Here is a 13,032-nt window from a genome sequence, read left to right on the forward strand (position 1 = left end):
CAAACTCCCGCATGGTCGCGTCGCGCCAGCCGTCGGCCCAGCGGACGAACCAGTCGCGGGCCTCGGGGTTGCCGCGCCAAGCCTCCCAGAGGAAATGCTTCATCGTACGCCCGTTATAGCCGCTGTCACCGCCGCCGGCGCGGGGAAGTTGGTCACAATCGGTGCGAAGGTAAATTCCGTCACGCACGCGCCCGGACACCCCTTCACCCAAGCCCCGCGCAACTCCTCATCACCGCCGAGGCTAGAAGGACCAAGCCCAGCCAAATGGCGATGACGTAGATTCCACGTGCGGGCTCCGGCTCCGGCACTGCCACACGCGGGCAACCGACCTCCACCCAGTCGGTTCTGGCGACGTGCTTCTTTGCCCAAGGATGCTCTGGATCGAGCCGCAACGCCTCCTCGAAGTGCTCTCGGGCTTTGGCGGCCTCGCCACGCCCCAAGACGATGAGGCCGAGCACTGCGTGCCCGTCAGCCGACTCTGGATCCCGCGCCACCGCCTCGCGGGCCGCCTCCCGGGCCAAGGCACCCTGCCCCAGGCAGTTCAAGAACTGTGCCCGCATCAATCCACCTTTCACGCTCAGCGGATTCATCGCCAGACCCTGCTCCGCCGCGTCCAGGGCGGCCTGCACGTTCCCGCGGGCCTCGTGGACTTGGGCCAGCAGGAAGCGATCGGGAGCTTCGGTCGGGTCCAGGCGGATGGCTTCCCGAACCGAGGCTTCGGCAGCCTCCAACGACCCCATCTCCAGCTGAATGACGCCCAGCGCCCAATGGCAGAATCCCCGGTTGGGGTCCAGCCGAACCCCCTCCTCAGCCTCGGCCAAAGCCTCCTGCCGCCGCCCCAACCGCAGCAGACAGAAAGCGAGTTTGGCCCGCACCTGCCCGCAGGTCGGGCATTCCTTGACCGCCTCCCGCGACTGCCGCTCGGCCAGGTCGTACCTGCCCGCCCTCGCGAATTCCCACGCCACGTCGCACCTTGTGCGGTTAGGTCTCATGTCGACTCTTGCCCCTGAATCGTCCGGCTCGACATCCGTGTTGCCGTCGAGATCTGCTGCGATGTGGCCGTTGGAACCGAGCGCCAGTGGGCCACCGGGTGGCAGCGATGCGGGGTTGGCCGTGTTGCTGCATGTTACGAGCAGCTCTCAGTCCGCACAATTCGGATCGGCCGGTTTGCCCGCTCCGCCGTAGCACCGCTGGAACAGGCCGAAGTCCGAATGGTCGACGTCGAGGTCGGCGTCGAAGTCGGCCTTGGCACAGTCGCCCCAGTAGGGCACAGCCGGGCCTGCGAAACACGCTTCGAACGCCTGGAAATCCGCGGAGTCCACGTCGCCGTCGCGGTCGAAATCGCCGAAGATGACGAGCGGGCATCCCTGGGCGTCTACGACCGCGCCGGAAACGGTGCCCGGACACGCGTCGCAGGCATCACCCACCCAATCGGCATCGCTATCTGCTTGTTCTGGATTGAGGGTTGTGGGGCAGTTGTCGCAGACACGAAATCCATCGCCATCCTCATCGGGCGGCTCGAGCGATGGCTCGGGACTCAGCACGAACATGACACCCGCAAGGGGGTCAGCCGTATCCGGCTCGATCAGCCGGAGACTACCGCCCCAGCCGCCCGAGCCCTGATCCACGCGCATGAGGATGCGGTTGTAGCCGCAACCGAGCATGAATATGTCGGACATGTCCTGGTCACAGGCACTCTCTCGGCACTCGCATATGTGGAGTGTCCGCGTACCGTTGACCCACACAAAGGCTGAGTCATTAGAACCCATGGACAACCGAGCCCCTCGCGGAGGTCCAGGGTTGTAGCAATAGGTGTGGAGGTAGGCAACCCTGCCAGTTGTGTCGCCACTGGCATAGTAGTCCTTGAGATCCAGCATTGTCGCTGAAGTGAACTGTACCGCGTTCTCTTCACGAAGGTTGACCCATGTCTTACCAGCTTGAACTTGGCCAGGCAGGGGCGAGACGGCAGTTTCGGATCCGCCGCCAGAGAGAGCCAGCACGTCAGTATCGCAAAGGTCGTTGCATCCGGATCCAACCAGAGCTCCTTCCGAGCGGTGCCCGAGGATCAGCCAATCACGAATCGCCCTGGGTCGACTCGCAGGGATATCGGGAATGGTCAAGCTCTGATTGTCGCCAATAGCCGACCGGAACGGTGTGACGATGAAGTCGGTGAGGATGGTGCTCCCACCGTTGTCAAAACGCAGCACGAATAACCAGCCCCCCGCGTAGATTTCGTTGACTGCGACCAGAACACGATGCCACCCTTCGCTCAATACAAACGGTGGGGAAATACTACCGTCAGGCTTGCAGTTTCGATCACTTGCATATCGATGCCGTTCGACGCCGTCCACGAGTATCTTGAAACCATCATTACTGCCCACGCGGGTGCGAACCACACGGGTCACCGGGTTGTAGACATAAGTGTGTGCGTATGCGACAGCCACGGCATCTCCCCAGAGATCCAGAAAACGCACTCCTTCTCCCGAGCACAAGGCCCTTCCCAGGACGTGGGTCCATGCTTGCCCGCGCGTATGGTTGCCTGGCGAGGGATCAACAGTGGCATCAGTGTAACCGCAACCTCCTGTCAGTCGGTCGTTCAGAGATGAACCGTTGAAGGTACCAAGCACGGCCCAAGAGCGAATCCATCCCTGGTCAGGGTCTATACCAGGTTCGAGGCCATCAATCACGCCGTTGCCGTTGCGGTCGGCAATGTCGGAACACCAGGGGCAGACGTCGCAGGCGTCGCCGACGCTATCGCCGTCCATATCAGACTGACTCTGGTTGCTGACCAGCGCACAGTTGTCGCAGCCATCGACAACTCCGTCCTGGTCATCGTCCGAAGTATCCGGAACTCCGTTGCAGTTGTTGTCGTCGGTGAGAGGCGGCATGTCGTACTCAACGAGTAAGTCACTCTGGCGGAGGGCGTCGGCGTCGTGCCAGCCCAGACCGTTCCCCGGCCGTGAGAACTGGCCGAGGAAGGACTCCGGACCGACGCCACCGTCATTGGGCTGACCTCGCGCCCAGGCCGCGAATTGCCAGGGTTCGTCGGTGATCCAGGACCAACCGTCCGCCCCGACGACGTTCGGGTCCTCTTGAAATCCGCCCAGCCAAACGAAATCAAGCCCGGACGCATTTCCCAGGAGTTGGGCAACGTAAGCGAATTCCTGAAGGCTGGTCACGGTGGCGAGATGGCCGCCCAAGCAGGCCGCATTATTGCGAGCCTGATGCCACGTGTATTCACCCTTTACGATCTGGTAGGCAGCTTCGCAGGCGTCACCAACACTGTCGTGATTACTATCGGCCTGATCAGGGTTGAACCGGATCGGACAATTGTCGCAGGCGTCCCCCAGGCCGTCTCCATCGAAATCCACTTGACCGGGATCCGGTATGGTCGGACACGTGTCGATAGCATCTGGCACACCATCCGCGTCTGCATCTTCTGCGCCCTGAATGACCACCCACACATTGTCCAAGGCCGGCCCGCAGTTGTAGTCTCCTGGATTGGTTGCCAGGAATTCCAGCGTCGTCTCTACGTCTATCGCTGCAAACTGCCACGTCTTGGTTTGCCAGCCCATGTCCCATAGCTCACGGCCAGTGATGTTGAAGGTGAAGTCCTTCCACGTCCCAGCCGCCTGAACACGCAGCTGCTTCACCGAGCTGTCGCAGGCCGGATTCCCAGCCAGGTCAAAGACCACAACATACTCCTGGCCGACAATTGTCGGAAAGGTCTGGGCAATACCACCCGCATCCATATCGAGGCTGCGACGACCGGCAGAACTGAGCCAATACTTACCGGTGTAGGTAACGCCGCCCGTAATTGTCCATTCCGGAATGGCGGCCGATCCTGGGGCCAATGCTGTGTAAACACTAGGGTCCTGGCCGACTTCAAAGCTCCCATTCTCCAGGATCACCCCTCCATTCCCAAACTCAATCACGTAACCAACAACGAGACCCGAGTACCCGCGCGGATCCTCCCATAGGTCGTTCCACTGGCTACCCCGGCCTACACCCCCGTCAAGAGAAAAGTGGAGATAGTCCTGATGGTCAAGGAAGTCATCCGGGTTGCCCGGGCACCAGTTCTGATAGACGATCGGCTGCCCAGTGGTCCATCGCCAACCACCCAGCGGTTCAGAGGATCCGGCCGACTGATAACCGCCGATCCATGGGCCATAAGACCGGTCCTCAAGCGGATCATCGCACCAGAACTGCGGTGCGTCGATCAGTCCGAAGACAAAGGCGTTCTCGTCAGCGGAACCGATGGTGGCCAGGTGTCCACCGGCCGCAATAGCGGCGTCGTTCGCCTGGTCCCACGCTATCCCATCGGGCACGCTCACCGCGCGATAGCGATGGCCGTTTACCGGCCACACAGCCTCCGTGGGCCTCGGATCGAACTCGATAACAAAACCCTTCAGCAGGACAGTTGATTCCTGATCTTGCCAAGCAGGTGCCCGCGCTTGGCCGAGCGGTACGCCATAATCGAGCCGATCCTCGACATCATCCCGGTTATTGGGCTGTCCCGGCAGCCAATTGGTGTAGTCCCACGCTTCCTCGGTTACCCATCTCCACCCCCCCAATGGCTCGGCAGACCCCTCCGGCTGGTATCCTCCCAGCCACGTTCCCCGATACCAACTGGTCGACGGATTCTCATACCAGAACTGAGCTGCGTCGGTGAGACTGAAGACAAACTGGTTTTCTTCGGCCGATGTGCATGTAGCGAGGTATCCACCGGCGACGATGGCCGCGGCGTTTGCCTGGTCCCACGTGAGGCCGTTGGTCACATAGACCGCACGATAGAGATGTCCGTTGGCCGGCCAGCGGACTTCAGCCGGTCCGAACTCGATCACATATCCCTTCAGCGAGGTTCCGGCTCCGATGTCGTTCCAGGTGGCTGCCCGTGCCTGGCCGACCGCAACGTAGTAGTGGACGCGGTTCTCGACGACCGAGTTGTTGGGCTGACCTGAAAGCCAGGCCGCGTATCTCCAGGTCTCTTCCGTGACCCAGCGCCAGCCGCCCGCGGGCTCGGCGGAACCTTCCGGCTGATAGGCGCCGAGCCACGGGCCCCAGTTTGTGTTCGTCCCCGAACCGGTCCAAAACTCAGATGTGTTCACGAGGCTGAACACGAAGTCGTTTTCGGCCGAGGATGTGCAGGTCGCCAGGTATCCGCCGGCCGCAATTGCGGCGTCGTTCGCCTGGTCCCACGCTATCCCATCGGGCACGCTCACCGCGCGATAGCGATGGCCGTTGACCGGCCACACAGAATCCGCGATCGCGGGCCTTGCGCCCTGTAGCATGAGGGGAACAAGAGTCGATGCCATGATCCTGAACAGATGGATTCGTAAGTATGGCAGATCTATCGTTCTGGAAGTCTTCACTTTGCATTCCTCCTGAAAGCCTCCAACCACCTTTTCAGTGATTCGATCCCCAGGTCCCATCTCCGTTCATCAGGCAACCAGAGGCTTCGCCCCCAGAACGATAAGGCTAATGGGTCCGAAGGATGACGTTCAAGACGTTACTCCGAGTTCAGGGTCAATCGGAACCCGATGCTTCTGCTCCTGACATTTCGGCCACCAACGCCGCCGCGTGCAGCCACCCGGCACCGGCTGGCGTCACACTCCCAGCAACCGCCGCGGAGCACCGGAGACGTCTGCCCTGTCTCGGGCCCACGCGGGTTGACGCACGGTGTCCCGCAGCTGTCCACACACCACTCGTAGTAAGTCGCGCTGTACCAGTCGTTGCACCACTCCCAGACGCTGCCGGCCATGTCGTACAGGTTATAGTTGCTGGCCCCGTTGCTCGTCTGATAGCTCGTCGGAATGCCGGGCCAGCCGAAATCCGCACGGGAGCGCATTGACCCATCAAAGAAGCCCACAGGACTTGTGAATGGGTACGGCAACACACCCCACAGGGGGTGATCGCCGCGAGTCGGGCTGTCGTCATACGAGTAATCAGTCGAACTGGAGTAGTTCGCCCGAGCGTGCTGGATATCGTCGTTGTCCGACCACGGAAAACGGTGCCCGGCCACACCGCCGCGTGCTGCTCTCTCCCATTCCGCCTCCGTCGGCAGGCGATAGCCGCTGTTCCAGATGCAGTTCCACGTGGACAGGTCGTAACCCAGCGGCCGCCCCTCCATCCCGCTTCGCCAATTGGCATATGCGACCGAACCGTACCAGCTAACCATGACCATCGGGTAGTCCTCTTTGCCAGCCACCACGCCGAACGTCGAACCATCCCAGGTGATCTGGCTGTACGACGAGCTGAGCGCCGTGCTGCAATACGGGGTACTGCTGCTGTATTTGTAGACCACGTTGTAGTTGACCGTGATCAGGTTGCCCTGGCTCTTGGCCCAGTTCAGCGCGTCGGCGTACTGCTGGTTGGTCACCTCGTAGCGGTCCATGTAGAAAGCGCCGACGTAGACTGCGTGCACCGGCTGCTCTTCGGTGCTTCCCTCAGTGAACGTGTCACCCATCAGGAATTCGCCGGCCGAGATCAGCTCCATGCCCGCAGGCGCCTCCGCTGCGGCGTCACAGCCGACCTGGGCCGGTCGGTTCATCCCACTGTAACAACGCTGGAATGCTCCGAAGTCGATTTGGTCGACATCGGCATCCTGGTCGTGATCGGGCGGCAAAAACCCATCGACGGCCTCAAGCGTGCAGCCGCCCGGCGGGTTCTGGAGGTCGTACGGTATCGCCGGCCCGGTCGCGCAGGACTCGAACGCATCCAGGTCGTCCGCATCCACGTCGCCGTCCCGGTCGAAATCGCCGAAGATGACCGCTGGGCAGCCGTGTTCGTCCACAACCGTGCCAGGAATCGTGTTTGGACAGGCATCGACGCTATCCAGTGCGCCATCGCCGTCGGAATCCATCGGCAGAGTGACCGTGAACTTGCAGACGTTATCCTCAACAACCGCCTCCCCAAACCCATCGACCAGAACGGTATGCACGGTGTAACTCCCGACACCCAGAGGGCTAATCATCTCCGTATGCGACCACGGAACGACAACTTGCGCGCATGGTCCCGGAGAAATTCCCACCGTGAAGTAGAACGTAGTTCCAGAAACTTCTACACCGCTAAGCGAATAGCATTCGTTCGGCCACTCCCCGGAGAATCTAATCTTTACGCGGTCCATTGTGCTTGGCGCTGCCGGCGAGACGAAGCACTGCGGTGGCCAAAAAGGCCAGCTTGTGTCGTATGTCACGTTTAACTGGTCTGAGGCGCTGTTGCCGGCCTCATCACGAGCGGTTAGCGTGAGTAGGTTCTGTCCCCCTTGGAGCAGGATCCCAGTCACGCTCCAGCTGGCTGTTCCGATGGCGGTGCCGTTCCCGCCCCGACTGTTCGACCAGGTCACCTGCATCACGCCCACGTTATCCAAAGCCGTCCCCGCGAGATCGATGGTACTGCTGGCCGTCGTGTATGTCGGGTTGCTCGTCGGACTGGTAATCGCGATAGTCGGAGCCTGGGTGTCGAGTGGCGTAACAAACTCGTAGGCGCCCATGTCCACAATGGGGGCAGCACCGCAGTCTCCCGGGGCGTTCGGGCAATCTGCCGTTGCCGGGTCATCCATGAAGCGCGGATGCCCATCAAGGTCTTTCGAGACGCCTGCGGGCACGCCCGCATTGTAGCCGGCGTCGATGCAAGGCGAACCGGGGAGCAGCCGGAAGTCCCCAACTTGCCTGTTCACGAATAGCGGGTCAACGGAGATGTCGCCGGTACCGACGCCAAGTCCTGAGTAATTGGTGCCATCCGGATTGTAGACGCAGTTATTACGCAGCGTGGGCGTCCCTCCCACGTTGTACAAGCCCGAAGAGTTGAAAGCCACAGTGTTGTTCGAGATCGCGGGGGATGCATTATAGCAGTCAATCCCCCCGCCGTGGCCAACAGTGCTGGTTGCGGTGTTCCCTGTGATCGTGTTGTTCGAGATCGTCGGGGAGGCGTTCGTGCAGGAGATTCCACCGCCGTAACCCCAGGACACGCGGCCATTGAAAGTGCTGGTCGCGGTGTTTCCGGCAATCGTGTTGTTCAAGATCGCCGGGGATGATGCATTAGCGCAGTAGATTCCGCCGCCGTAGCCAGCGCGGTCCGTACTGGTCGCCGTGTTTCCGGTGATCGTGTTGCTCGAGATTGTGGGGGAGGAGGAATAGCAGTAGATCCCCCCGCCACAACCAGCCTCATGGGGGCCGCCGGTTGCGGTGTTCCCGATGATCGAGTTGTTGACGATCATTGCAGAGGATTCGTAGCAGTAGATTCCACCACCGCCGCCACCGAAGTAGGTGCCACCGGTTGCGGTGTTCCCGGCGATCGTGTTGTTCAAGATTGCCGGCGAGGCGCCATGGCAGGAAACTCCAGCGCCGCGGTTACCGCCACCGCCGGTTGTGGTGTTTCCGCTGATCGTGTTGTTCGAGATCATCGGGGAGGCGTAATCGCAGTAGATTCCACCACCTTCAGAATAACTGCCGGTCGTTGTCCCGTTGCCGTTGCGGATAGTGAAACCGTCGATGGTACTCAGGCCACTGGCAATCCTCTGGGCCGTGACTACCGAGCCGCTCTGCTGACCGTCCAGGATCGTTGCGTTCGACCGGAAGTCCCGCTCAGCCCTCGACGCCTCTGCTCCGGCAAAACCGCCGTATGCGTGCGCAAGTGGACGCAGCGTAATTCGCTCTTGATATGTCCCCGCTTTCACCCAGACCTCGCCACCCAACGTCGATACCGCATCAATACCCGCCTGCACCGTCCGCTTGGCCAAAAGCCAACTCGAACCGTCGTTGGCGTCGTTGCCGGAAGGGCTGACCCGAACGACCTTCGCGGTGAACGGCGGCGTGCTCCCATTGAACTCGTCCGCCCCGATGTCCACGTGCGCACCCTGGATACGTGGCTGGCCATCCATGTCCACCCACGCGGGTTGCACCACGCTGTCCAGGCCGGTATCGATGCACGGCGAACCGGCCTTCAGATGGACCTCGCCGTAGTCGGCGGCAAGCAGTTGAGGGTCAACGGAGATGTCGCCGGTACCGACGCCAAGTCCTGAGTAGTTGGTGCCATCCGGATTGTAGACGCAGTTATTGCGCAGCGTGGGCGTTCCTCCCACGTTGTACAAGCCCGAAGAGTTGAAGGCCACGACGTTGTTCGAGATTGCCGGGGAGGAGGAACTGCAGCAGATCCCACCGCCGTCGTTGACCGCGACATTCCCGGCAATCGTGTTGTTCGAGATCGTCGGGGAGGAGGAGGAAGTGTACATTCCACCGCCGTCCTTGCTTGCGCTATTCCCCGTGATCGTGTTGTTCAAGATCGTCGCAGAGGAGACGATGCAGTAGATCCCGCCGCCATAGCAGTAATTGCCGCCGGTTGCGGTGTTCCCGGTGATCGTGTTGTTTGAGATCGTGGGAGAGGAGGAACTGCAACAGATCCCACCGCCGTGGATTGCGGTGTTTCCAGTGATCGTGTTATTCGATATCGTGGGGGAAGAGGACCAGTAGCAGTAAATGCCGCCGCCATGGCCAACAGTGCCGGTTGTGGTGTTTCCGCTGATCGTGTTGTTCGAGATCATCGGGGAGGCGTAATCGCAGTAGATTCCACCACCTTCAGAATAACTGCCGGTCGTTGTCCCGTTGCCGTTGCGGATAGTGAAACCGTCGATGGTACTCAGGCCACTGGCAATCCTCTGGGCCGTGACTACCGAGCCGCTCTGCTGACCGTCCAGGATCGTTGCGTTCGACCGGAAGTCCCGCTCAGCCCTCGACGCCTCTGCTCCGGCAAAACCGCCGTATGCGTGCGCAAGTGGACGCAGCGTAATTCGCTCTTGATATGTCCCCGCTTTCACCCAGACCTCGCCACCCAACGTCGATACCGCATCAATACCCGCCTGCACCGTCCGCTTGGCCAAAAGCCAACTCGAACCGTCGTTGGCGTCGTTGCCGGAAGGGCTGACCCGAACGACCTTCGCGGTGAACGGCGGCGTGCTCCCATTGAACTCGTCCGCCCCGATGTCCACGTGCGCACCCTGGATACGTGGCTGGCCATCCATGTCCACCCACGCGGGTTGCACCACGCTGTCCAGGCCGGTATCGATGCACGGCGAACCGGCCTTCAGATGGACCTCGCCGTAGTCGGCGGCAAGCAGTTGAGGGTCAACGGAGATGTCGCCGGTACCGACGCCAAGTCCTGAGTAGTTGGTGCCATCCGGATTGTAGACGCAGTTATTGCGCAGCGTGGGCGTTCCTCCCACGTTGTACAAGCCCGAAGAGTTGAAGGCCACGACGTTGTTCGAGATTGCCGGGGAGGAGGAACTGCAGCAGATCCCACCGCCGTCGTTGACCGCGACATTCCCGGCAATCGTGTTGTTCGAGATCGTCGGGCGGGCTAAAACGCAATCGATCCCACCGCCCCAGAGTGCGGTGTTCCCGGCGATGATGTTGTTAGAGATTGCCGGTGAGCCGCTCTTACAGGAGATTCCACCGCCATCGCCAGCAAGGTTGCCAATGTCGGTTGCTGTGTTTCCGGTGATCGTGTTGTTTGAGATCGTGGGGGAGGAGGAATCACATGCGATCCCGCCGCCGAGGCTTGCAGTGTTGTTGGTGATCGTGTTATTCGAGATGGTGGGAGAGGAGGAATAGCAGTAGATTCCACCGCCCAAGCGGTAGTTGTCGGACTGTGTTCCGTTGCCGTTGCGGATGGTGAAACCGTCGATCCGCGTTATCGCCGTTGCGCCGGCGGGTGCGGTGACGACACTTCCGCTGTGGTTTCCATCGAGGATTGTCTGGTTGGTTAGCCAGCCACGCTGGGCTAGGTTGGTCTCATTGCCGGCGAAGCCGCCGTAGAGGGCAACGCCGACCTTGAGGGTGATGCATTCGATGTACGTGCCAGTCGCGACCCAGACCTGGTCGCTCGAGACTGCCACGTTGAGACCGGCCTGGACGGTTCGCATGGCGGTCGCCCAGTTCAGGCCGTCGTTGGTGTCATTGCCTGTCGTTGCCACGTAAACGACCTTCGCTTCCGCTGTCGATCGGAAACTGAGCGTGGCGATCAGCACGCAAACCCACACAGCTGCTCCAGAGAGCTTCATGTCTCTGCTCCTTTCACTTGCCCAATCCCTGACCACCGTGCATTACTAGCTTGCGCAGTTCGGATCGGCCGGCTTTCCCGTGCCACTGTAACATCGCTGGAAAACCCCAGAGTTCGACCGGTCCACGTCGTTGTCCTCATCGAAGTCCGTGCCCTCGTAACCGGGCAGCAGGTGTACGCGGCGCGCGGTGGCGCAATACTCGAACTCCTCCAAATCGCTTGTGTCCACACCGGTGTCGTCGTTGACCGTCTTCTCGAAGGCTGCAATCACACGCCCAGGGCCGTGTATCCCCAAGGGGACCACCAACGGCCGCGATGGCGCAGAACAACATGATCGCTGAACCTGCATGATTCCTGGAGGGTGCACCGACCATCCTCCTTGGGTCTGACGTGGACCTCCTCAAGCGAGTTGCCGTCGGAGTATCTACGCGGCCTTGGCCGTTCGCGCCGCAATCGCACAGTTCCCGGCATTCTACATCCAGGCAGCGTCATCCGCCCGTTTCCTCGCTCAGCTTGTCCGCCACTACCCATCTTCCCTGGCCTCGCCGGACACGGTAACCGGCTGTGAAGAATGGATCTATATCGTTGTTCGAGGCCCCGGGTCGATCGCCGGGCGCTCCGCCAAGAGAAATCGTCGGAGCCTGAGCATCTGTGCTTCCAGCCTTGCACCACCGCCCTCACGGAGTCACGGGGCGTTTAGCTATCCCAATGCCATCCAATCGTGGAGAGAGACGATCCTGGAAATAGCGCCTCAAGCGAAGAGCAAGGTCATCGCCGGAACGCGACTCTCGTTCCGTCTGGCGAGCGCAGGCGATGAAGGAGGCCTCCGTCTCACAGATGCGAGAAAGCAACTTCCTGAATTGCTCGCGACTGATTCCGACACGCTCGAGTTGTTCCCTCTGCTCGGCGGTGAGGTCTACCCAGAAATCCTTTCCTGGCAGGGTACGACCGTTCGGGGCGGCCACAGGAGCAAGCCCGTCCGATCTACGCCGGAGCGGCGCAAGTTCTGTGTCCAGTCTTTTGATTTCCCGGTCATACTTTTCCACTTCTCTCTCGTGCTCGGCAGCTTGCCTTCGGCACTCGGCTGCCGCAGCCTGTTCCTTGTAGTTCGGCGAGTACCACCGACGGCGTTGACCTCTTGGCCCGATTTTCTCACGCCATTTGATGCTCATTCGGTCGTGCTCTGCAGCGCCTTTACGAAGGGCTCTCGCTTTGTCGAGCTCGGCGAGCCTGTTCTCCGTGTTGCTTCGCTTCTCTTCGTTCACTGAGGCAATCTCGCGATCGACGTCCGCTTTCTCATCGGCGGCCTTGTGGCGTGCTTTTTGAATCGCCTCTTGAACAGCACGCGAAGTCAGGATGATCTCACCGTCTGCATCGGTCATGAATTCGTTCTTCAGTAGGTCGTGGTACTTGGCGATCCTGTCCACCGCGGGCTGCGTCGCCGGTGGCGATGGCGACGATGCCTGCCCAAACGCCGGCAGAACAGAAACCACACACACCGACAGCAACCCGCTCGCAAAGCTCGTTTTCAGAAACATGGTTTTCCTCCATCTCCCGGATCGGCACTCCGAACCACGATGACGATTCTCTCATCCCCACCTTCACGAGCGGGACTCCGTCCGCGCACTCACGTGGAAAAACCCGAATTCGGCAAATTCCACGCATCGCCTGCGTCACGAGCCGGGGCGTACCGCTGCTCCCGTCCCGTCCCCACTTGACATGAGTATCGATGTTCCAGAGACTTGTTGGCATCCGGCTGAAAAGGAAACAGGGGCACTTCGCTGGGGTACAATCATGGCCGCTTGCGAGGAGGTGCTGATCGACAACGCTGTTCACGGCGACCGGGGGGCCCTAGTACTACAACGCTAAGAAAGCTCAAGAAACCTCATGCGACCAGCCGATGGGTAGTTCGAGTGGAACTCGAACACAGGAGGCCCTGGGCATGGACGCCGACACGATTCTCCGGATAAGGCCGGC

The 13,032-nt window shown here is 60.9% G+C and carries 6 protein-coding genes; all 6 read right to left on the reverse strand.

The window, feature by feature from the left end:
* Window positions 1-187 (reverse strand): hypothetical protein (locus tag KA354_24065; GenBank protein ID MBP7937728.1); only part of this gene is annotated, 187 nt, incomplete at its 3' end.
* 16 nt (window positions 188-203) lie between these two features.
* The gene (locus KA354_24070) at window positions 204-992 is read right to left on the reverse strand and encodes a tetratricopeptide repeat protein (protein ID MBP7937729.1); all 789 of its coding nucleotides are present in this window, start codon (window positions 990-992) and stop codon (window positions 204-206) included.
* A gap of 147 nt (window positions 993-1,139) precedes the next feature.
* Window positions 1,140-5,315 carry a choice-of-anchor C family protein gene (locus tag KA354_24075; GenBank protein ID MBP7937730.1) on the reverse strand — a complete coding sequence of 1,392 codons (4,176 nt, stop codon included), beginning with the start codon at window positions 5,313-5,315 and terminating at the stop codon, window positions 1,140-1,142.
* 194 nt (window positions 5,316-5,509) lie between these two features.
* A complete protein-coding gene (locus KA354_24080) occupies window positions 5,510-11,056 on the reverse strand; it encodes an SUMF1/EgtB/PvdO family nonheme iron enzyme (GenBank protein MBP7937731.1) in 5,547 nt (1,848 codons plus the stop codon).
* A 45-nt stretch (window positions 11,057-11,101) separates the two neighbouring features.
* Complete coding sequence (locus KA354_24085; protein ID MBP7937732.1) at window positions 11,102-11,326, reverse strand: hypothetical protein; 225 nt, start codon at window positions 11,324-11,326, stop codon at window positions 11,102-11,104.
* Between the two features lie 406 nt (window positions 11,327-11,732).
* Window positions 11,733-12,593, reverse strand: coding sequence for a hypothetical protein (locus KA354_24090; GenBank protein MBP7937733.1), 861 nt, complete (start codon window positions 12,591-12,593; stop codon window positions 11,733-11,735).
* Between the last annotated feature and the right edge of the window lie 439 nt (window positions 12,594-13,032).

The sequence above is a fragment of the Phycisphaerae bacterium genome, from assembly GCA_018003015.1.
In the GTDB taxonomy this organism is placed as follows: domain Bacteria; phylum Planctomycetota; class Phycisphaerae; order UBA1845; family PWPN01; genus JAGNEZ01.

Coding starts and splice junctions, on each gene's coding strand:
- KA354_24075 (MBP7937730.1), bottom strand. CDS start 5,315: ATGGCATCGACTCTTGTTCCCCTCATGCTACAGGGCGCAAGGCCCGCG.
- KA354_24080 (MBP7937731.1), bottom strand. CDS start 11,056: ATGAAGCTCTCTGGAGCAGCTGTGTGGGTTTGCGTGCTGATCGCCACG.
- KA354_24070 (MBP7937729.1), bottom strand. CDS start 992: ATGAGACCTAACCGCACAAGGTGCGACGTGGCGTGGGAATTCGCGAGG.
- KA354_24090 (MBP7937733.1), bottom strand. CDS start 12,593: ATGTTTCTGAAAACGAGCTTTGCGAGCGGGTTGCTGTCGGTGTGTGTG.